Origin of the sequence: Algoriphagus antarcticus (assembly GCF_002150685.1) — a bacterium.
GTDB classification, from domain to species: domain Bacteria; phylum Bacteroidota; class Bacteroidia; order Cytophagales; family Cyclobacteriaceae; genus Algoriphagus; species Algoriphagus antarcticus.
This window is the reverse complement of the sequence record NZ_MSSW01000013.1, coordinates 71,804-94,675: the sequence shown is the minus strand read 5'-3', so window position 1 is coordinate 94,675 and position 22,872 is coordinate 71,804. Positions and strand designations below refer to the sequence as shown.

At 40.1% G+C, this 22,872-nt stretch carries 12 protein-coding genes; 4 read left to right on the top strand and 8 right to left on the bottom strand.

The genetic code is table 11. The features are described from left to right. Nucleotides 1-6: 6 nt before the first annotated feature. The 8 genes from BVH04_RS07720 to BVH04_RS07680 form a co-directional block, all read right to left on the bottom strand. The gene (locus BVH04_RS07720; protein ID WP_086540899.1) at nt 7-2,826 is read right to left on the bottom strand and encodes a tetratricopeptide repeat protein; all 2,820 of its coding nucleotides are present in this window, start codon (nt 2,824-2,826) and stop codon (nt 7-9) included. A 239-nt stretch (nt 2,827-3,065) separates the two neighbouring features. After that, nucleotides 3,066-11,813, bottom strand: a complete 8,748-nt coding sequence (locus BVH04_RS07715) for a hypothetical protein (protein ID WP_086540898.1) — start codon at nt 11,811-11,813, stop codon at nt 3,066-3,068. A 1,050-nt stretch (nt 11,814-12,863) separates the two neighbouring features. Beyond that, nucleotides 12,864-14,489, bottom strand: a complete 1,626-nt coding sequence (locus BVH04_RS07705; RefSeq protein ID WP_086540896.1) for a patatin-like phospholipase family protein — start codon at nt 14,487-14,489, stop codon at nt 12,864-12,866. A 215-nt stretch (nt 14,490-14,704) separates the two neighbouring features. Beyond that, the gene (locus tag BVH04_RS07700; protein ID WP_086540895.1) at nt 14,705-15,328 is read right to left on the bottom strand and encodes a response regulator transcription factor; all 624 of its coding nucleotides are present in this window, start codon (nt 15,326-15,328) and stop codon (nt 14,705-14,707) included. A 23-nt stretch (nt 15,329-15,351) separates the two neighbouring features. After that, complete coding sequence (locus BVH04_RS07695) at nt 15,352-18,300, bottom strand: sensor histidine kinase (protein ID WP_170147814.1); 2,949 nt, start codon at nt 18,298-18,300, stop codon at nt 15,352-15,354. 362 nt (nt 18,301-18,662) lie between these two features. Next, on the bottom strand, nt 18,663-19,121 hold the full coding sequence (locus BVH04_RS07690) for a DsrE family protein (protein WP_086540893.1): 459 nt from the start codon (nt 19,119-19,121) through the stop codon (nt 18,663-18,665). 167 nt (nt 19,122-19,288) lie between these two features. Beyond that, the gene (locus BVH04_RS07685; RefSeq protein ID WP_086540892.1) at nt 19,289-19,921 is read right to left on the bottom strand and encodes a Crp/Fnr family transcriptional regulator; all 633 of its coding nucleotides are present in this window, start codon (nt 19,919-19,921) and stop codon (nt 19,289-19,291) included. Between the two features lie 101 nt (nt 19,922-20,022). Next, on the bottom strand, nt 20,023-20,592 hold the full coding sequence (locus BVH04_RS07680; RefSeq protein WP_086540891.1) for a DinB family protein: 570 nt from the start codon (nt 20,590-20,592) through the stop codon (nt 20,023-20,025). A 380-nt stretch (nt 20,593-20,972) separates the two neighbouring features. Here BVH04_RS07680 and BVH04_RS07675 point away from each other — a divergent pair, with 380 nt between their 5' ends. The 4 genes from BVH04_RS07675 (at nt 20,973) to BVH04_RS07660 (ending at nt 22,865) form a co-directional block, all read left to right on the top strand. After that, complete coding sequence (locus BVH04_RS07675) at nt 20,973-21,587, top strand: hypothetical protein (protein WP_086540890.1); 615 nt, start codon at nt 20,973-20,975, stop codon at nt 21,585-21,587. Beyond that, on the top strand, nt 21,577-21,882 hold the full coding sequence (locus BVH04_RS07670; protein ID WP_086540889.1) for a winged helix-turn-helix domain-containing protein: 306 nt from the start codon (nt 21,577-21,579) through the stop codon (nt 21,880-21,882). Before BVH04_RS07675 ends, BVH04_RS07670 begins: the two co-directional genes overlap by 11 nt. A 70-nt stretch (nt 21,883-21,952) precedes the next feature. After that, nucleotides 21,953-22,270 (top strand): hypothetical protein, encoded by a 318-nt coding sequence (locus BVH04_RS07665; protein WP_086540888.1) that lies wholly within the window; start codon nt 21,953-21,955, stop codon nt 22,268-22,270. Nucleotides 22,271-22,319: 49 nt separating this feature from the next. After that, nucleotides 22,320-22,865, top strand: coding sequence for a hypothetical protein (locus BVH04_RS07660; RefSeq protein ID WP_240510871.1), 546 nt, complete (start codon nt 22,320-22,322; stop codon nt 22,863-22,865). Nucleotides 22,866-22,872 lie beyond the last annotated feature (7 nt).

Genomic DNA, 22,872 nt, shown 5'->3' with positions numbered 1-22,872 from the left:
GTCCTCTTAGGTTTTTCTAAGTCTTTTGTCAACCCATTCCAGCCATTGCTGGATTTCGATAATCTTGAAATAGTCCTCGTCAAAATGTTTTCGATAAATAGCCAAACAGTTTTCTAAAAGATTTTTCCCTTGTGTTGTTTTGCCAACGTATGAATATAGTATTCCTAGTTCAAATAAAATGGAAGCGATTTGTATTGATTGATCTCCAAATTTTTTGATTGCATGATCATAGGATTCTGATAAAATTCTGTGGGCTTCCCGAAAATTATTTTCACCCCCAATCAAGCGGTAGATTTTGGTAAGATTAATTCTATAGTCAATTATCAATGGGCTATCTTCTCCAAAGTTTAAAATAGCTAAACTTAGTGCTCTTTCGGAATGGATCTTCGCGTTGGTTAGATTATCATAGCCACCTAAATTATTAAGAAAAATGGATAAGTTTAGATGGCTAGATGCAGCCTCTTTTGAATTTTCTCCGAAATTTGAGATATCTAAAGCTAGGGCTATTTCAATATTCTTCTTCGCCTCTAGAAGATTCTCATTTCCGCCTATAGTTTGGAGCACAACTGTATAATTTGAACGCTCTCTAGTGGTGTTGGGTGCATTTTCTCCAAAAAGTTGAATATCGGTTTTCAATGCAATTTGAGAATGAATTTTCGCCTGATGAACATTGTCTTCCCCGCCGAGTTCTAAAAGCACCATCGCTAAAGTTGAACGTGTTGTGGCAGTATTACCCGATATTTCGCCGTAATTTAAGATATCTGACTCCAACACCAATTCGAGATGCGATTTTGCATTTAAGAGATTATCTTTCCCTCCAATTTTTTTAAGAACAATAGCTAAATGGTATTTGTCAGCTATAATTTGTGGGTTACTTTCACCGAGGTAAGTAGAATTTATTTGCAAACTTTTTTCAAAATAATCTTTAGCGCCTTTAAGGTTGTCCTTCCCTCCTAATTCGCTTAATGTTAGTGCTAAATTTGAAAACCAATAAGTAGCTACGGGGGCATCTACCCCAGAGGCAAAGAAGTCTGAATTAAGTACTCTTTCAATTATGGATTTCGACTCTAGAAGGCTATTTATTCCCCCTTTAAGAATCAGGACTTTTCTGAGTTCATCGAGGAAATGAATGAAATCAGAATGAGGTATAGTTACAAAGCTATTTGCTAAGTGTCTCCCATAAGGAATCCATTTAAACTTAGTATGGGTGTTGTCTTTTTCCGGCTCATATTGCAGCAGTTTCCGTAAAGTCGTAAACAAGTGATGACCATCTTCCCAAAGTGTTTCCCTGTTTTTGGTCTGAACAAGGCTTTGGATGACAGGACTCAGGCGGTATATGGGTTTATCACCTTCATCAGCGCCGCCTAACCATCCTTTCCGATAGAGGTTCTTCAGGTTATCCCTAAACGCTCTCTTGTTTTCAGGTTCGAACAATTCCAATAGAAATTCCAGTGTGTAGGTTTCCGAAGGTATCAAGGCCATGTTCACCAGAAAGAGTCTTTCTTCTTCCGTCAGCTTGGTGAAATCATAGAGTATTTCCAAAATATCGTTGGTAGTGGCAGCTTTCTTATCCACATTTCCTAAATAGCTACTTTTGATTTCAAAGTTATTGTCATCCTCCAAGATCAAACCCTTGGTTTCCAGTTCCTCAATAAAGCCTTTTAGGTCTATCCCCAGTTCAGAGGCCTCTTTCAGGTTTTTTGCAAAAACCTCAATCAGTAGGGTGTGGTAATTAAGGCCTTCTAGGAAGCGGTCAAGCAGGTTGTCAAATTCTCCACTATTTTCCCGATAGTACTCCAGAAAAAGTGCTCTGGCTTCGTCGGCAGAAAGGTGGTCGAGTAGCAGTTCATTTTCGCTGAAATCCATAACCTCTCTGCACCTACTCGTTATCAACACATTCCACTTAAATCCCCTGAATTGCTTCAAAAATTCCTTGATAAGTTCTGCATCGTTGGCATTGTCCAAGACCAATAAAAAGTCTCCTTCCAATTTAGAAATTGTAGTTTTTAATGAAGTTACCTTTTCTTCTTCCTTTAACTGATTAAAAGCTGCTGGATCCAGTCCAAGATTGGGAGCGAGCGATTTTAGGGCATCCATAATACCCTGTTCACAAAATAGCCATGCATGGTGGGAGTAACGGTATTCACTTTCATACCAATATTTAGAGGCCAAAGTCGTTTTTCCCATACCGCCTTCTGCATGGATATGAAGCGTCTGTGGAATTTTTGCAAACCTTTCTTCCAAGGTTTTTAACTCTTTTTCCCTACCTAAAAATGGATTGGGAAGTATAGGTCCATTTGGGCTAAGCATTTTGGCCCGCTCGCCGTAGGTAAGAACCCCTGTATCAAAGAGTCCATCCAGGGTTTTCCTGAACCTGTTTTCTAGTTCGCTATAGGTTTCAAACTGTCCCTGAAACTGTTCCATACTGTCTTTTTGTAGTAAGCTCAGAAATCTTTCTTTGCTTTCCTTATCAGTCTGTTTTGGTTCCTGATCGGGCTTTGCATTTTTTTCATAAACATATAGTCTTAGCTTATTTTCAAGTGATAGTTTCCTTGCCAGTTCATACTCATGTAAAGTGTATTTGCCCACTTTGGTCCAGAAAAGCACCACGCAGATTTCGCATTTGGCCAGGTATTCGTTGTAGTCCTCCTGCTTGCAGGTGGTATTGAAGGCATCGTCCATATCTTCCCACACCTCCAATCGTAGAAAGACATTTTTTGCCTGCAATCTTTTGTTTTCGCTGTTGATAAAATTTCCAAACTTCTCCCGCTCAGTATGTAACTCGAATGAGGAAGCGAGGAAGATGGAATATTGTTTAATGCCCATGATTTCGCTATTTTATTTTAACTCAAAAAACTATATAACCTTTTCCATAGGTCAATCAAAGTGGATCGAATATTACTTTGATAGACCTTTTATCACAATATCTCAATAGTAGTGTAGAGAATCTTTTGGGATTTTAAGTTTCGCTTTCCGTTTACAATCGGTTAATTTTTCTTTGTTGACCAATGCCTGTGAGGCTTGGTTCTGATTATATGAATAGATTAATGTCATGGTTATTAATTTTACACCAACGATAAAGCTGGAACCGCACCTGCTGATCCAAATTTCAGTTCTACTTTAACTTTTAAAGGCCCCACGTTAACGGTATTTTTATATAGGAACTGGTAATTTTGACGAGAACCGCTATAGTCCAATCGAATAGAAGTCAATGTAAATCCAGGTACGTATATTGGTCCTAACCAAAAATTACCTAATGTAAAGGTCCCTGAGACATATCCTGATACACCACCTGTCGTACTGATGTCCAAAACTAGATTGGAGGTAGCACCGAATAATGAAAGCCTGTTTCGGATTTTCAAAACACCACCATTTGTAAGTTTTATGGAATTACCTGCACCCGTGGATTTCATAAACATTCCATTAAAATTGAAGGCATTCAGAGGGACATCAAAGCCTGCTGATCCTCTTATCGATATTACTGGTAAATTAATCCCTCCTGTAGGGAACCCTGTAATTCTTGGCCCCATGAGTTTACCGGCAGGAATAGTAACAGAGAAAGAGGGACTGAGTAAATTCATTGCTACAGAAGGCTTACGGTTGGGTAACCTGAAGGGTCCCAAAACCAACTCTGCGGCACTTGCCCAACTCAGACTTGCAGCCCCGGAAGACGAACAGGTTCCGTTTAAAATAGCTTCCTTTCCCAAAATATTAATTTTGATTTTTTCTAAGGCTATAGAAAAAATATTTCCCTTCTTCTCCAAATAGCATCGGCTCACGTTATTGGTAAAGATTTTCGCCAGCCCCAAATCAACAAAGGTTTTATTTCTTAGCGCTACGATTTCCTGCTTGAAATCACCGTTGCTCAATTTGACAGTGGCTTCCTGATTTACAATCCATGCACCGGATACTGGGTTCTTGAGGGCGTAAATCCTTCCACTCGCGTCCAATGTTATCGTTCCATTGTTGCTTTTGATCAGAGACATGCTGCTGTTTGCTGCGATCGAAACCAAACCGGGAATAATGTTTATCGGAGTTTTGCCTTTGAATGCCATCTGAAAAGTACCATTCGACGATGCTGAGAACAACAAATTGGCCGCAGGAGTGATGGTTTGATTTAGAATTTTTACACTCGGACTAATAGCCGTCAGTGAAAAGTTCTGACCTATATTCCAAACCAAATTCCAACTACTTGGTGTAACTTCTATCAGCCCGGCTATCAAAAATCGGTTGGACTGTAGATCTGCTGTGATGGATTGGCTGCTTACACGAAGGCTTCCACTGAGTGTATGGGACAATGGCGTAAGCGTGACGGAAGCATTTGTGAGTTGCACACTGTAATTGGATCCAGACTTGGATACTGCCAATCCTCCTCTTGCGGTAATCAATCCATTGATGGTTAAATTCTGAATACCCGAATTAAAACTAAAATTACCATTGTTTTGAATTTGAAAATTCCCAGCCTGATAGCTGTTTTCGAATACCGTACCAGGGAAAATCCTGAAATTGGGACTGTTTAGCATCATTGATGTGACACCTGAAATTGTCCTGGAGGCGGATAATTGACCGCCGTTAATTCTAAAGAAACCTGCTACTTCAATCGTTCCACCCTCTACCCGGATGTCAAAAGTTGCATTAGAGTTAATTTCAAGGTTTTGAACACTGTAAGGAGTTGAAGTTAAGCCTTGCAAATGCAATTCAGCACCTGAATTCAAGGCAAAGCCTCTGTTGGACAGGGTCAAGTTGAGACCTCTATTTCCCAGTCCTGTGATAGAAATGATACCAAAAACAAATGGAGGAGAGGTGGCACTGACGGAGAAGGATCCATTGTTACTGATTTCCATAACGGCTTGTCCCTGTCCACCGAGGGAAAGCTGCCTTTGAAGTAGTGGGTTTCCAGGAAATGCCCGAATGATCAATGAAGCTGGCAGGGTTATCCGGAAAGTAATAGTATCGAATCCTTGACCAGAACAACTTGCATTCAACTTCACATTGGACTGGAATTGGATAATTTCCAAACTCCCGACAAACAGATTGATTCTGCTGACAGAAGCACTTGCTACCCAAGCGGAGTGGGTGTTGATGCGGAAAGGCATTACTTCGGTAGCTCCAAACAATTTGAAATCTGATCTCAGAAATCCCGCATCTTTAAGTCTGATGGAAGAGATGGCTAAAGAAAACTTACCCTTTGCCTTTAATGATCCAATGATCAATTTTGCGGAAATGTTTGACCCAGAAATCGGTTCCAATGTCATCGCACCCAAAGGAATATTTGTAATACTTCCCTGTGCTTCCACAAAGTTTTCCTTGTCAGAAGGTTGGGAATTAACGGACACTTCTACATCTCTCAGGTTGGGCAATCCGAAGGGTAAGGATAATGCATCAACACTAAATCTCGACACTAGCTTTGGCAGCAAAGTCGTATCTGAAAATGGCATGACTGCCAGATCAAGTTTTACATTTTTTACATCAATAATTTGCTCAACCTGGAAGTCCCCTTCAAAACCAAAGTAAACACCACCATTCCGCTTCATTTGGGATAAGATATCCGTCCCAACAGCTTGGGGATCGTAAAACGGACTGTATGCGTGTACTTTTAAAGTAGTATTTGCATTGACTTTAAAAATATGTTCCAGTTCCTCCGGTATTTTCAGTTTGTTTACCTCTGCCATCATGGAGAGTTTGGGTAATCCCTGGATAAACAAATCCTGAAGGTTATCCATCGGATTTGCCCAGATGACGCGGATAGAGGAAACCACCTCATTGAAGTTGCCAAGTCCATTCATGCTTCCTGTAAGCACAATGCTTCTTCCTTTAAAATTATCATCTTCATACAAAATTACTTTCAGGCCGGAATTCGCAGGAATCTTTATAGATTTCAAGGCGTTGTCCCCAATTCCAAGATTTTGTGAGCGATAATCCCCAAGACCAAGAGTTCTTGCCCTTCCTTTAAAATCTTCCTCTGTATGAAGAACGATTTGCGGAGTACCCGAACCTAACCGAGGTTGTTTTTGGTGATATTCTATTAAATCCAGAATCTCCTTAAAGTATTCATGAATAGGACGTGTTGGAGATTGACTTAACACAAATCTAAATTCGGCATTGTCCACAAATGAACTCATCCAAGAATTCTTAGGTACTTTGGCTATAATTTCAAACAAACCCGATTTGCCGGCATTGCGATCCGGACCGTAAGCGGTGACATTTGCTTCAAATACTGGAATACCCAAAATTCTTGCATTGTCGATGGTTCCTTCAAAAAATGCCTCCTCGACGGAAAGTAAATCTCCGATGGCAACCGAATTTAAGTCAATTCTACCGTCCTGCATCTTTCGGATAATGCCCAAAGGATCGGGGGCTACCCCCACTACAGTCAGACTTGGCGGATTGGGAAGCGGGATGTAAAAGCCCATCTTGCCCACATTATCCATCTTCATCAGGTACTCTTCGAAAACCTCGGTCACCGCGGTAAGTCGATCGAGTAATTCAGTCCTGGAGTCAAAAATTTTCAGAAACAGGGCCGGTGGGATTACGTCTAAAAGCACCACGGGAAGGGAAATAGACGCAGCTCCCAAAAAGCCTCCGTGTGGAAAATAATCCTTCAAGCTTAACCCATGCGTTTTGCCTTGTGTTAGCTTAATAAGGTCTTCTGAAGTTCCTTTCCACAAAGCATTAGCTAAAACGTTTGACTTTTGCATCAGCACAAGCAAGTCCTTTCTGGAAAGATAGTTTTTGTCAGTTCTCGATTCGGGTCTTCTCCACCTGCTTCCTTGATAGACCGGATGATTGACCAAGTCCGGCATGAGGATTCTTGCCTGGGCATCTGCAAACTCTAAACCAAAAGGATTCAGTTTATATTGAGCTGTTAGTATCGCATTTTCCAGCACATGACTTGCCCCATCCTTCAGATAGGAATCAAGTTGTGCCATGGAATTTCGGTCTACTAGTAGCATTTTGTCCAATAAGGCTACCGGATCGGGTAGACTAAATGCCATACCCAAGGAAGCATAGTCATAGGCGGGAAAAATGCCTCCGTAAATTTGGCTTAGAATGAAACTGGGTGAAATTCCAATTTGTGCTGCAAAAGATGTTTTGGTAATATTGACTTTAGCAGAGGCCAACTCTCCTCCCAATGGAAATCCGAAAATTTTTGGCTGTGCCTGACCGCATAGGGTAAATGTGGGATTAAAACTTTTCCATGACTGCACTATTAGCAGCCTAATACATTCCTTTACATCCGGAGTAATTTTTTCCGGAGGCAAGTTCATCAATGCCCCTACCAAGCCGGATAATTGCCCTTGATTTAGGTTTTGGAAAAATTCCAAGGGTTTATTTTCATCGAAGACTTTTAACAATTCTTTATCCAAAACTCCAAAAATCTCCCTGATCAAAGGGCCGGATAATTTTTCAGCGAAGGTTGTAGTGGCATTTGTCAATCCATCCAATAATCCATCAGCTTTGAAAAGGAACTTAAGTTGCCCAAAAGAAACCGGACCAACCGATGCTGCCACCTCACCACACATGGTAGGTATGAGTAAAGGCATGCCTTTATCATCTGTAGTATTGAGAAATACCCTCGCGGTACCCATCGGAATTCCCATGACATTTACAGCTCCCAAAATCCCAACACTGCTAATCAGAGGAACCGGTAGAGGTAACATCACGCTGCTTATCGAAAACCCTCCAGTAATGGAAAGAAAGGAGGAAACCGCCGCATGAGAAAACGTTCCTGTCAACTTAAGGGTGGTTTCAGGACTTGGGATTCCTGCATAAGCCATTTCTCTAATCGCTTCATAGACACTTTTATTATCACCCAACGCGATTCCGATAGCCGCTGCAAACCCATTGGTCAAATGGGCGCGGGTTTCGGATTTCATTTGGTTGATCTTTTCAGCGACCAAAGCCTTGTTTTGATTATCTAATGGAAGACTTTTGATGTCTGGAAAAGCCTGTTCAATCAGATCAAACAATCTCCCTACCGTAGCCTCTGCAATTTCCGGGGGTGTAGTCAGACCTAATTGCTGGAAAAACTGAGGGGTGATCCCTAGTTTGTTTAATGCCTTTTCATCAATGGAAGTGAATTTCAAGATGACCCGATCCGGATATTGCTTTCGATCGGGATGCGGTTGGGAGAGAATACTGACGGCAGGCGGTGGACAAGGGCCTGTAGGGCAATCGAAGTCCAGTGGATTTCCAATGCTCTCCTCCAAAATAACCACTTCATCATTGGGTACCTCTGCCCTCGGTATAGGATTCTCTGTGGTTCTTTCCGGTTTCCCATCTGCATTAAGCTTGATAAAGGTTCTGATATCGCAGGGATCCCCATTACTTACTATTCCGTCTAGGTTAGGGAATATAATTCCTCCTTGGGCTCCGGTAATTAAGAAACCAAAAGGAAGTGGTATGCCGACCGGGCCTGCATTGGCTTCGAGGCACATGCCTCTTGGTCCCTTGGTACTGACAGCAAATAGGCCTGAGGCCCCTGAACCGTTGATCTTTGCCCCCACTTGACCTGCAAAAAACAAATCTTCAGGCTTGTCCAATCCTCCCAGATAAACCATGCCTGTAAGTGAAGCAGGACCGGCGCTGAAATCTTCTATTCCAAAATGTATTCCTTCAATATCTATCCCGGGGCTACCATCCCGTCTTACCGGAACGCCATGTTGATTGAACCTTACGGAAATACCTTCTATTCCTCCACCTATTGTTCCTCCGGTTGGCAGGGGTATTTCCAAGGAGGCTGTGAGCGTAATTCGAATATTGGTTGGCGCTAATTTTTGTGGAAGCGGAAGGGCCTCTTCAAATTCAATTTCAGCTGCTTCTATTTTTAGAGGGAGCTGTTCTACGACAGCTAGTAACTCCTCACCAGGATAAACCGAAAATCCTTTAGCATCGAAAGTCGGGATTGCTTCCCCTTTAAAAGTAAAACTAGCGTCCTTAAGTCCGAGACCAGGACCGCCTTCTCCCAAAAACAGTTTACCTCCAATAATCAATTTGAAGGGCTTCTGCGGGCTCGGTGCAAGGATATTTGGAATTTCGGATGCGATGATTTCACCGGTATCAATCCTGATTCCTTCTGAACCACCCAATCGAAACGTTCCGCCAAGCCTCAGTTCATTGAGATTCACAACCGGAACAGAACTTAGGTCCCAAGAAATACTACCCGTAGCACCCATCAACAGTTCGTCTCCATCTTCACCGCAGAGCATTTGATCAGGGATTAGCAGATTGATGCTTCCTTGAATAGTAAAAATGGGTTGGTGCTGATTGTTTTTTCCTAGGGTTAAGCTAGTTTGGATACCGTTAGTATTGGAACCTAACACCGAAATCTGAAATCCACCACCCAAATCAAAATCAAGGTCATTTTCCAGGAAGATAACAGCCTCAGGAACGGACCTAAAGTCCCATTCAAAATCGGAATAGCCTAACTCAATCTCTGGTCGTTCGTGAATTGGGATTTTCACATTTCCAAAGGCGTTTTGGATGGAAGCCGAAGCCTCCACGCTATTGAAGACAAATTCAGCTGAGTTGACTGACAGAGAAAAGATTGCGTCCTGATTTTGTTCAGTTTGAAATTCTACCTTGAAGTTTGCAATTGCTATTCTTCCAGAATAATTCAGTTTCCTGTTTTGTATCAAAAAGTAAAGCGGTGTATCGCCAATTGACACCTCCAAATCTTTGGAGTCATTGTCCTTAAAATTCTTTGGAAACTGTAAGGTCCCTGATGTTAGCTCGATTTCTGTTTTGTTGGGCTCAAGGCTTATTTCAAGAGAAAGATCCTTGATGGTAATTGAAAAATCCTCCAAACGGGAAGCAGGCGCATCTTTCTGTTTGTGAATAATTCCGGCATTTGCTTCTATGATTTTCAGCGAACCTTCAGCAAGTTTCGAAGAGACCTCCAGTGAAAGTTTGCCTGACTCAATCCATAGTCTGTCAAAGAAATTCAGTTTCTCCACATCAAGATCCACCTTCAATTCAATTTCAGTGGGATCGTCCTCGTTGGGAAACAGTAAATCCGAATCAAACATCACCAATTGATTTTCAATCAACTCAATCTCACCGGTTATACTCGCTTTAAACTTCTCCTCCTGATAAGAAATCGCCACGCCAAAGTTGTTCAGTTTGATATTGCCTGGAAATTCAGAATCTAAGTTGTCCCCAAAGGTTTCCGCGTGAAATTCTTCTATTTGCCAGTTTTTTTCCTCTTCGCTGTCATTGTCTGAAGGGTTTAAATTTTCGGTATTTCCCGAGGTTATGGTTTTCCTCAATTTCAGTTCTCCCCTGACAGTCACATCTTTTGTTGAATCATTGATATAGGGAACCTTAAAAATTCCATTAACCGAGAAATCGAAGGACTCCTCAGATTTATTGAGAAGGGATAAAACCGGAGTTTGTTCTGAAACCGGAAACAACCAAATACCATCACCAAGGTGTAACTTTCCGATTGATTTGAATTCAAAAATATCCTTACCAAACCTACACAGCACATCTAATTTGCCTCCTTTTCGTGGAAAGATTAATTGGCCGGACACCCTAACAATAAAAGGTAAAAGGTGTTCTGAATCGCCCGGAAAAACAGTTTCTTCAATAGCCAATTCAGCATCTTTGATTTTAACACCCTCTGAACCTTCGATCTGAAATTCTCCGGAGGCGGTGACCTCTTCAAAAGTAAGAGTGCTTGGCTTTCCATTTTCTATGGTTGCCTTTCCTTTGGCAATCAAATTGACAAATTCTCCATCCTTTTTGCTGACAAGTGAAGTGTTCATCTGTACCTCTAAGCCGCCGCTTATGGTAAAAATCAGACTGTTGTCCTTTTCAAAAATATACAAGCCCGGAGCATCAATCTCATCTGTTTTTTCGAAAAAGGGCAAAAACTTCAAATGACCCCATTCTTCGTCAATCAAAACTAAGGTGCCATCATCCTCTCTTAAACCTGCATTCCTGACCAGTTCCCAGCCTTTAGAGGATATTTTAAGCTTGGGATAGCTATTTTCCGAATCTTGCAGAATTATGGGTGCAGCGTTTTCCCCCGGAAGTAAAAGCTTGCTCCCTCCCAAAAGCCTTACCCTACTTTCATCAATATGGATAATGGTACCAAAGAACCGATTGTCCAAGGGAATATCCTTCCATTGATCGTGGTATTCCCTGTATTTTTTGTCCAGTTCAGCTAAAAAGAATTCTATTCCGGAATCTGCGTGCCTTGCTATTTCTTCCCATAAACCTTTAAAAGGTTCTGGCAATTGATTTAATTCTTCTTTTACCAACAAACTGTATTTATCAACCTCTCTTCTTACCAATCCGGCCATTGTATCCGGCGCAAGAAACAAGGAAGATAAGCTTTGAGAATGAATGAAGTTGAAGGCTTTTGCGGCAGAATGGTAGACCTGAAATTGAGTATTTAAAAAGTCTAAGAAGAAATAGTCCAAAACATCCTTAGCAAAAAGCCCACCTATCTCTTGAATTCTACCCTGCGAGGGTAAAGCTACCCCACCAAATTCAAGAATTGCCGGAAACAAGGCTTTCAGCGAATTCTTCAAATCATCCAGTTTTTCTTTGATTATCGGTATCGAATCAACGTCAGCCTCATTTTCCAGAAAAACGACCATATCATCAATTTTTTTTACGATATCCGCAATCTGATTTACAATTTCAGGAGTAAAGGATGATTGGCTGGAGGGCCATTCCCAACCCATTTCATTTAAAAGAATAGACAATTCTCCCGGACTGCTGAAGTGGATTTGGAATGTGGATTTGATACTACGAAGATTTTCGGCCAATACCGGCCTAAGACTTTGCTGAATAAATAATGACATGGCTTTAGCTTATTTAAAAAACAATCAATTGTATAAAATGAAATAGAATTAGTACTCTAAACCGATATTCAAACTGTCAACTTTGAGAACAAGAAGAACTTAATAAGTTCTATGGATAAAAATCGACTTTATCGAATGAAAAAGCAGGATTTTTGACAATTTAAGTTTTTGATAAATTGCGAAAAATACCCCTAAAGCAGTATTTTAACCTAATTTATTAGTCGAATCTTTAAAACTTAATGACTTATCTTAAAGTGTCAAAAAGAAACTATCTGAACCCGTTGTGCTAATTAAGTGATAGCGATTTTTAAGTTATTAATTGGCTTGTTGAACTCAAATTTATTGAGGTACCGAATCAACATTAAGGCAGTTTTTTTTGGCAAGAATTCTAGTTTCGAATCCTTGGAAAGTTTTAGTGTAGTTTCTTCTGATCATGAATTGGTCGCAGAGTTGTGAGAAATAGTGTTTTCAGCCTTTTTCTTGCCTTTCTGAGTATCCACTCTTGTTTTACAAATCCTTTCTGATCGGTTCTCATGGGTGTTTCAAGTTTAATGTTTGTGGTATGAAACAGGCCTAGTTAAATGGAGGAAGATAAATATCCCTTTTCTCCAATTAGCACACAATTACAGAGTTTGATATTCATTTCAAACTGAAAATTCACATCATGAATGTTAGTTTTCGTCAAATTAATGGAATGAATAATCACCATTACCGAACAGGCCATTTAAAATTTATAGCAATAGAAGTAAATTTTCTGAGCAGCGAAATATCCCTTTTCCAGAGAAGTTTCAAAAGTCTTAGCAAGAACTTTATACCATTTCTCACTTGAAAGTTTGCAAACTTCAAGGGGCATAAAGTCAATGATGTCTTTAAAACTAAGAAATCGCTCAGCCAGTTTGGTTCGAACAAGATCAATGGTGAGGAAAAGATTTCTTTTCCTTCGATCGAATCTGGATCTGTCAACCAGTTACTTTAATACTTGATTTATTTCTCTTAACTAGTTTAAAATTAAGTAACTACCTTTTAAACTGTTGGTTATGTTAAATTAATTCAATGAAAGGGGTTTCGAAATAATGCAGGATTTCTGATAATTGGAGGAACATTTCCCGCCATTGGAGCTTTTTGTAAGGCATCTAATGCAGCAGCATACCCCCTTTCTGCAATGGCATCCATATCGTCTCGATCACTATTGACACTGAAGTCAAATCCATGGAAACCGAGGAGCGGAATAGAAATATCGAAGTAGTTTTTGCCGTTCATTATACTTGTAAGAAGTGGTTTACGAGCCGCCTCTTCTTTATCACTTGCCAAAAAACCCACCAAGACTTCCATAAATTTCCATGATTCCATTTCGGCATTCAAACTATTTGTAGTTCGTGGACTTGGATTGAACATATTTAAATCTCTAAATCGAGATATTAACATAGATTTGATCACTTCCATTAGATCGACTTGACCATTGGTATTTAATCTAAATTTAGCCGGGTTAACATCCCAATTGTTAGGAGCAGGGTCTTTTTCATTGAGTGATAATCCAATTTTGATCCGACTTGTGGATACTGAACCTTGAGGCCAATAAGTGTCTCCTGTTGAATTGAATAGCCAAATAGGAAAATTGGAACCAACTCCTCCATCAATCATAGTTGCGGTTGAATTGCTTCCACGATTGCCCGGGTGTGCCTTCCGGGGCTGGAAAATTAAAGGTAAGCTCATAGATCTGCGAACGGCTTCGGCTACACTCATTCCAGGATGTGTACGGCTACTATATACAACCACTTTTCCTTTGGCATAGTCGTGTGAAACCACCGCTAATGGAATAGGTAAATCTGAAAATAAAACCGTCCTATCATGTGCCAATTTGGCACTCAATAAACGGTTCATGGTATTCAAAAATTCATTGCCTTCAAAAATGCTACCCTCATATGTGAATTGAGTCATTATTAATAAAAGTGGATTTATTTTTGCAATATTATCCCACATTTCATCAGCAAATTTGATTCTTAAATTTTGTGTATCAAATGGGTTGAATTGATTAAGCGTTGGACTTCCAGTTGGTAAAAAAAATAAAGCCGAATTAAGAATAGGTCTTAAAACTCTCTCTAATTGAGGAATTGTTCTAAAAAGAGGAGCGGTAATAGAATTAAACTTTAAACTGACAATTATAGAGTTAACCGTATCACTCAGATTAGGCACAGGAAGAGGGAGGCTTAAAATATTATCGATTATTTCTCCTTTCAGAAATTTCCAAAGCATGGTTTTCCTTTTTGAATTTACACTTATAGAATCTGCATTTGGAAAGTCTAAAAAGTCCATAAAATCAATAGGTTTAAGAGCATTTATTTCACGATTTTCTTTCAGACCATTAGGTTTTGGAATACGTCTATTATCGAAATTTGACATTATCCATTCTATTTCATTGGCTTTATAATCTGCTGCGACAAGGGCAGCAGTAATTGCACCGGCGGAGTTTCCAGCTATACGTTTGAATTGAACGCCTGCAGATTCTAGTAATGTTAAACTTCCTACATAAGCTGCCCCTAAAGTTGCGCCTCCTTCAAAGATTACATCTGCATCTACTGGATTAGGGCGTATTTGGAGATTCTCAGGATTTCTATCAAGAACTGGGTTCCGAGGAATTCTAACATTGCGATTGTTAAAAGAGAGAAAGTTCGGCATATTATTAAGTTTATAGGTTGTTATTGAAGATAATTTTTTTTATAAACATAATTTGGATTTATTCCAATTGGTATAGCTAATTATTGCTATTAGGATTTAAATCCTTTTTAAAAAAGTAAAATCAAGTCAGACTCAGTGGTGTAACTAGATATGACTATTTTTAGCAGACCTTTGTAATGATTGAAAAACCTTTAAGTCCTGTCAAACATCAAAAGCTAAAGCAACCTCTTCCTATACGCCAGTGCCACTGCCTCCCCCAAAGAATGAACCTGCAGCTTTTCATAGATTTTTTTGACGTGATTATTGACAGTGAAATAGCTGATGCCTAGCTGATCGGCGATCATTTTGTAGCTCAAGCCGTTGGCGAGGTGCTTGAGGACTTCGGTTTCTTTGGGAGTCAGGTGGTAGTCGCTTTTTTCCTGTTGGCTAAAAAATCGCATCACTTTCATGGCAATGGATGGACTCATGCTTGCCCCACCACCGAAGACTTCATCAATGCTTTGGGTGATCTGCGATACCGCAGCAGATTTAAGGATATAGCCCTCTGCCCCTAATTGAATGGCTTTAAATACTTTGTCGTCATCATCAAAGGCTGTTTGCACGATGATCTTCACCTGAGGATGGTGCAGCTTTGCAAGTCTGATTCCTTCCAAACCATTCCTAACGGGCATTTCTAGATCCATCAGAATGATATCAGGCCTATTCAAATCAATATCTTGAATGATATTGGAGCAGTTTTCAAAAGATCCTGCCCATTCCCATTCCGGCATCAAGGATATCAATGCCTGCAGACTTTCCCTGCGGGAAGGATTATCGTCATACACGGCTACCCTGATCATAGCTAAATTTATCTTTTAATCTATCAATCGACAAGACTAATTCTAATCATAGGAACGCGACATGAAACCTGTGTCCCCCAACCGTTAACACTTTCTACATTGAATTTGCCCTGCATTTTCAGGCAACGATGCTGAATATTTCCAAGTCCGTTACCCATTTGGTAATCGACTAGGTCAAAGCCTTTTCCGTCGTCACTTATTTTAAATACCAATTCGTTTCCCTCTTGAGTGAGCTGGATTTTCACTTTCTTGGCCTGACTGTGCTTGACGATGTTGTTCATCGCTTCTTTTCCTACCATCAGCAGATTTTTTCGGATTTCCGGATAACGGATCTTTGCTGCCAATTCTTCATCTATTTCGTAGATCACTTCGATATTTTTGGAGGCCAATAGGTCTGTGCCATGGTTTTTGAGTCGTAAGGCAAAGGATTGCTTTTCTTCCTCACTGCTTTTCATACTCCAGATTATATCACTCATTCTCCCCATCAAGTCATGGGATTGTTCCTTGATTTTGTCCACCATTTCTTTTCCTTTTTCAGGTTGGGATTCCCATACCTTACCTGCCAAATCCCCATAGATATGAAGGCTGCTGAGTGTGGAGCCTACATCATCGTGTAGGTCTGCAATAATTCTCTCCCGCTCCTTGGTGACTGATTGGGCTTGTTCGGCTTTGAGTTGTATGATCTTGTTCGCTTGCGCAATTTGATCAATCCTCCGTGCAAGCATTATCCTGTAAACCAAGTAGATTATTAGTAGTCCTGTAAAAACAAAAGCTATCCTAAACCACCAAGTGGCATACCAAATGGGTTGGATTGAAAAATCATACACGGCAATATCAGGTTGGTTGGCGATTTTTACCTGAAAGCTGTAATCTCCAGGAGGAAGATTGGGATATCGTACTGAATTGGAAAAATTAAGACTTTGCCATTCTTCATCGGCTCCATCTAGACGATACTGATAAGTTAATGTCGATGCCGTCCATATCGGATTTGCAGAAACATAAAAGTCAAAATGATTTTCATCGTACGCAAAATCCAGGGTTGAGCTTAAGTTGATTAGTTGGTCGTTATTATGGACATGCGCAATCAGGGGCTTGGTTTTTTCTATTTGCTCTACCACCTCATCCGGATCAAATAGATCAATGCCCTCCATTCCTCCAAACATCATCCTGCCATCCTTCAATAAAATAGCCGAGTTACGGTTGTACTCTGAATTGACCAAACCATCAGCTTTGGTAAAGTTGGTGAAGGACTTGCTCAGCGTATCAAATCGGGAAAGCCCATTGTTTGTTCCGATCCAAAGAGATCCCTTTCGGTCAAATGCCATGCAATAAATGCGGTCATCGATCAAACCATCCTTAATTCGGTAAGTGGTAAACTTTCCAGTCCTTTTGTCAAAATAAGACAGGCCTTTTCCTGTTCCTAACCAAAGGTTGCCATTGGCGACCGGGATGACAGCATGTACCCGTTCAGACGGGATGCTTGAGGCATTAGTTTGATCAGGAAACCATTGGGCGATCTCGGCGCTTGGGGTGTGCAATGCGACGAGACCTACGCTATTCGTGCCTATCCAAACGGTATCTCCCTGATTGGAAAACTGAATTGGATCGATTTTGGGAAAAACCATTTTGTTGGATGAAATGCTCCAAAGTTGATTACCTTCTTTGGTGTTGTCTTGAGGAATAATTGCATAATCAAACGACTCACCATCTGAGACAAAGAGACGGGTAAACGGATTTCTATTGGGTATGACCCCTGAAAAGTTGTGAATGTGTTCACCATGTTTTTCAATCCAATTGCTCGGTTCGCCTTGTTTGCTGTTTTCTTCATATTCCTCTAGACTATATTTTTCGAATAGTTCTTGTTTGGGAATTGTACTGAATTCCCCTGAATTAAAGTTAAACAAACTATGGTAGGGGTCGAAAAAATCATGTTTGATCAGAAGATGGTCATCATCAAAGGGGAAAATGCCCAGGATAAAATTACTGTACGTACCCGATAGCTCTTTTGTAATTGATCTAAATTTAGTGGGACTAACACGGATGTGGTGAATCCCCTGCCTGTTCCAGATCCAGTTAGTCTTATCCTTATCAAAGGAATTGACTAATCTGGACTCATTCAATTCGGGAATCTCCTGATACAAGTAACGGGGGTTTTCGAAATGTTTTTCCCAGAGAATTAAACCCTTATCTGATAAAAACCATGAATATTCTGGCACAGTATTGATAAAATGAAGAACCATGCCGTCAAATGGTTCCATTAGCTTCTCAGTCACATCTGTGCCCAAAGAATCTTTTACCATCCATTCTGTTTTATTGGAGTCCCCAACTCGCCTAAACCAACTGTTGCCATTTACATCAACTTTATAATTAAAATATTCTATTGAATTCAAATAAGTTAGGGTAGAATCGATCTCTTTTTTTTCAAGAAATCTTCCTAGATCCTTTGTAGGCAACACCTCAACAAGCACGCTGTCTTTGAAGCTGAAGTATTTTCCTGAAGAGGAGGACACTCCAACCCAATTCGAAATAGCGTTGTTCTGATCGTCCACAAAGACCATTTGAATAATCTCTAGGGTTTTTTGGTCTACCAAGAAAGTTCTTTCATGATCCACAACATAAAGCTGATCCCCAATACTTTGAAATGTAGCTAATAGATCATCCGGTTGGGTTTTCAGTGGAGTAAAGACCTTGGTATAAATATCATAGGCACCAAACCTGTCATCTATTTTCAGCCAATACCTACCGTTCATGCTTTGCGCCAATTGGTTGACAATCCCTTCATATGGGATCTTTTCCTCCCCTTTTAAGATTTGGGACTTGTAAGCTCTGAATCCATCAAAATAATACAGGCCGTTGTAAGTGCATATCCAAATTAGTTGGTTTTTGTCTTGAAAGACACCATAAATCACCGCACTTTCGATCCCATGAGCCTGCCCCCAAGACCGTACCTGAATTGCGGACTGACTATACAAGTCAGAGGTAAGAAGAAAGAAAAAAAGACAAGTATAAAAACGTACCATTTCTACATTTACTATCTCACATTAGAAAATTATTGTAAACGAAATAATTAGCTTAAAAAAAGGAACATAAAGAATAGTTTCTAAATGATCCTCATCAATTTATGCGTAAACTATATATAAGGCATTCGGATTTAGCGATTTCCTCTTTTTAAAACACTCTCTTAAATTCAATTATATAAGTCAGTCTTAGTTTTTTTTGATTTCGGCCAAAAAAGCTCCTGGTCAAGAGTTTATAAAATGGGAACACACCAAAAGCTATATTGTTGAGAAACTTTTTGAAATCTATCAAAGGAAATTAGATAGTTATAATTGATTCAATACACAAACATCCGATCACTCTCTATAGCCAATTGAAGCAAGACGGATGGCATAGCAAACTCAGTAGGCTTCTCTTGTAAATCTGCTTCTGTAAGGCCACGGGATTTGCTCGACATGCCGGATAGGTAAAATTTCGAACCTCCCTTGACTATCGCTTCATAGTGAGGGCGAAGATTACCGGTACCAAGACCAGCCAAGTTGTCCAATACATCATTTCGGAGTAGTTGGACTGCATCGCCGGCTAAGAACAAGGTTACATTATGCCCCTCTTCGACAGCAGTTTTGGCGATTAGGAAAGCCAAAGCTGCCTTGGTAGGATTTTCTGGACCGGTCGTGATGTGAACCAGAATGTTCAATTTTCCTTCTATAGCGGTTTCAGTTTGTGCCACTGCGCTATACCCAAATGCAAAAATTGAGAAGAGTAGGATTAGATTTTTTGAGATGATTAGGTTCATAAAATTGGTTCGGTTAGTGAAATGAATTTTGGATGTGCTTGTTGCACAACCTTTTAAAAGTAAATCCAGATCTTAAAAAATGTGTGTATCAAAAGGTACACTTCCAAAAATAAATATTCGAACCAGTTTCTAACTTTGTATCGGATCTTAAGCAAAAAAGCAAGCTATTACGCTTGATACTCTATTGAACCACGGGAAAGCTTGATGAGATTATCTTTTTCAAATTGCTTAAGAATCCTAGAAATCACTACCCGCGTCGTACCAAGTTCATTCGCGAGAATTTGGTGGGAGATCGGGATTTTAGAAGTGCCGTGATTCTTGACATAGTCGGAAAAATATTCCTTCACGCGAAGATTGATGGGTTTGAAAGCTACATTCCCAAATGCATTGAGTAATTCATCGTATCGACTTTTGAAAGTCCTCAGGATAAATTTATTCCAAGATGGGTATTTGAGTTGCCATTCGGCAATCAAGTGCGAAGGCAAGACTAAGATTTCACTTGGTTCCATCGCAATTCCGTTAGCCGTGCTGTAATAATCAAAATACGCAGCAGATAAGGACATCATGCAAGTTTGCTTTGGGCCGACATAGTAGAGTAAAATTTCCCGATCTTCATTTTCCTGATATACTCTCAGCAATCCATGAATGACGATAGGTAAAAAGTTCAGGTATTGACCTTCCCGAATAAGAATATCTCCTTTGCTGGCTTTGATGATTTTTCCATTTTTCAGGATTTCCTTTTGAAGCTCGGGTTCGGAAAAGGAATTTAATTTTTCAAATAAATCAATCGGTAGTTCCATTTTTCAGGGGTTATTAACTTGTTCGATTCAAAAATATAAAAGGATCAAAGGTACTTTCGAAGGCTTGCTGATTACAAATTTTCTATGTTCAAAAATACACTTCATATATCTGGATCTTCTTGTATTTTCAAGACTGAAGAGTTCATCATCGATAGCAATTGGGCAACCTGCTCGCGGTGTCGGTCGATGTGGAAGCGTAAGAATTCAATCCGCTGATGAAAATCCAAAGCCCCAGAAATGGGATGAGGCTGTGCCTGCAGCTTTAATTCGTCCTCCTGTAAGTCATGACCAAATACATCAAGAACCTCTTGCAAGCTTTGCAAGGAAGACTTCCAAAAAGCGAACGAGCTGCCTAGTCTTGGTGCAGCAATATCCGGAACGATTTCTTTGGTTTTCCAAGTTAGCTCGATAACTTGTTCGATGGACATGTTTTTATGGTTGGATTCAAAAGTGCGAATCATTCCTCCGTCCCGTATAGCTGTCAAAGACTTCCACATGCCCAAAAGACCTCCTTGTTCAGCCCAAAAAAGATGTTCAGTGATTTCTAAAATATTCCAAGCCTCAGCTTCTGGCTTCCATCGGGCTTGAGCTTCGGATAATTCGGCGATATTTTCAAGATAGGAAGTTCGAGCCCTTGCCACGTCTTGAATGAGCTTTTGAATTATATCCATGACGTACAGATTGAAATTTTTGATTAAAAGTTAATTATCAGTAGTTTGAGTCTTTCAAAGTATGGGTTTTTTAGCTTTTATAGAATCTGTTTTTACTTTATTTTTCAATTGCCACAGAGTCTGTACCTATTTTTATTTATTAAAATATTAGTTGTTACGGGGAATACATAGAAGGGTTTGAGCGTATGAAAAGCTTGTGCGATCCCGATAGCTAATGGAAAAGCAAATTGCCAGCTTCCAGAGCGGACAAATTACGCTCAGTGCAACATTATACTCACCTAGGCAGGGGATAAACCTATAAACACTTCTAAATATTTTTCCTTCGATAGTTAGAAATTTGAATTTTTACTTTTACTTTGTATCTCAAAGTACTTTCAGATATGAGAAAAGCAGAACAAGAATTAGCCGAAATCAAATCCATGATGGAGCGCAGCACCCGATTCCTCTCCCTAAGCGGACTCGCAGGAATACTGGCAGGAATCTATGCCTTCGCTGGAGCAGGAATCGCTTGGTACTGGATATATTTCCCCGATACTGCCTATGATATAGAGCATCATCCTATTTATTCCGCTGATTTACAGGTCAATCTATCGGCAGTTGCACTGGTAGTTTTGGTGCTCGCAGTCGGTTCGGCTTATCTGCTTAGCCAAAATAAAAGTCACCGCAAATCTCAGAAATTTTGGTCTCCTGCCAGCAAAAGGTTCCTGCTAGCATTGTTTATTCCGGTTTTGGCTGGTGGCCTCTTTTCCTTTGCTTTGATCCACGAAAGCGCCTACAAATTACTCCCTTCTGCCACGTTGATTTTCTATGGACTGGGTTTGATCAATGCCTCTCATTTTACACTTGGAGAAATCAGAAACTTAGGAATTGGTCAATTGATTTTAGGACTGATTGCAGCTTTCTTTCCGGATTTCGGGCTGATCTGTTGGGCTCTGGGATTTGGTGTGCTCCATGTAATATACGGCTCAATGATGTATTACCGATATGACAGATAAATTGAAGGGAACCTACGACAAAGCTTTTGAAAATGTGATCCGACTTCGCGTCATGTCCATCCTGATGGTCAATGAGCAGTTTGATTTCAATTCCTTCAAGGAACTGCTGGAAGTCACGGACGGAAATCTCGCTTCGCACCTGCGCAATCTTGAAAATCAAGGCTATATCGAGGTCCACAAAGCCTTCGTGGGAAGAAAACCACAGACAAATTATGAAGCGACTATAGAAGGCAAAAACGCATTCCGGGCGCATCTAGATTTCCTTGAAAATTTAATTAATGAAAACAAAAACTAAAAAAAATTTATCCATTCACTTTGAAAATCAAAGTACTTTCTATTAATCCTTTTAACTAAAACAAAAAACTATGACTCCTTCCTCTTCTAGCCTGACTTTCAAAGACCTCCTTCTCTCTGCCATTCTTGGTGCTGGTCTTCCACTTGCTTTGCTGCTATTCATCATTATCACTAAAGAGGACCATTTCGAAAGCTGGATGTTTTATCCACTCATCATTATCCCTTTGGGAGGTGCTGCTGGTGGTATCTTCTTCTATCTGATGGGTTTTCAGTGGTTTCCATCCGGAAATAGAAAGTTGATCGCCATCATTTGCAGTACTATCCTCTATTTCTTGGCGATTTGGATCAGCGCGGTGATGGCCTTTGCGATTACAGGACATTGGGATTGATCCATTCAACAAGGGATAATAACTCATTCAAACCAGAACTCAGATCTTTATGGATAGCTCTTCTTTCTCCTCAGAACTCATCGCCTACTACGTTAAAATCAAGCAAAACAAATGGTATTGGTGGTTTTCAATCTTTTGTCGGATAAGCCTCGCTTACGCCTTTATTGTAGCTGGGATGGTGAAGATTCTAGGAGAGCGGTTTGCCAGCGGACTGTCTATTCTCCACCCAATGGGAGCCTTTCTGGAAGCTTTACATCACACTGGCTATTATTACACATTTATTGGAATTGCTCAAGTCACCGCTGGGATTTTGCTACTCATTCCTCAGACGGTGACGCTCGGTGCATTGATCTATTTCCCGATTATTCTGAATATCTGGATTCTATCCTATGCAGTTCGATTTGAAGGATCTGATGTGACATCTCCACTAATGACACTGGCTGTTTTATACCTTTTAGCTTGGAATTATGATAAACTGAAATACATAATTCAAGACCGTTGCAAAAGAACTGTTTTGAAAAACATCCTCGATTTTTCGGCTTTTTTCACTTCATTTTTTGTTTTTAGATGGAAAAAATCAATCATATCCTTTTAAAAAGGCT

Bases quoted from the DNA above. Each gene is read 5' to 3' on its own strand.
- BVH04_RS07720 (WP_086540899.1), bottom strand. From the start codon at position 2,826: ATGGGCATTAAACAATATTCCATCTTCCTCGCTTCCTCATTCGAGTTA.
- BVH04_RS07715 (WP_086540898.1), bottom strand. From the start codon at position 11,813: ATGTCATTATTTATTCAGCAAAGTCTTAGGCCGGTATTGGCCGAAAAT.
- BVH04_RS07705 (WP_086540896.1), bottom strand. From the start codon at position 14,489: ATGCCGAACTTTCTCTCTTTTAACAATCGCAATGTTAGAATTCCTCGG.
- BVH04_RS07700 (WP_086540895.1), bottom strand. From the start codon at position 15,328: ATGATCAGGGTAGCCGTGTATGACGATAATCCTTCCCGCAGGGAAAGT.
- BVH04_RS07690 (WP_086540893.1), bottom strand. From the start codon at position 19,121: ATGAACCTAATCATCTCAAAAAATCTAATCCTACTCTTCTCAATTTTT.
- BVH04_RS07685 (WP_086540892.1), bottom strand. From the start codon at position 19,921: ATGGAACTACCGATTGATTTATTTGAAAAATTAAATTCCTTTTCCGAA.
- BVH04_RS07680 (WP_086540891.1), bottom strand. From the start codon at position 20,592: ATGGATATAATTCAAAAGCTCATTCAAGACGTGGCAAGGGCTCGAACT.
- BVH04_RS07675 (WP_086540890.1), top strand. From the start codon at position 20,973: ATGAGAAAAGCAGAACAAGAATTAGCCGAAATCAAATCCATGATGGAG.
- BVH04_RS07670 (WP_086540889.1), top strand. From the start codon at position 21,577: ATGACAGATAAATTGAAGGGAACCTACGACAAAGCTTTTGAAAATGTG.
- BVH04_RS07665 (WP_086540888.1), top strand. From the start codon at position 21,953: ATGACTCCTTCCTCTTCTAGCCTGACTTTCAAAGACCTCCTTCTCTCT.
- BVH04_RS07660 (WP_240510871.1), top strand. From the start codon at position 22,320: ATGGATAGCTCTTCTTTCTCCTCAGAACTCATCGCCTACTACGTTAAA.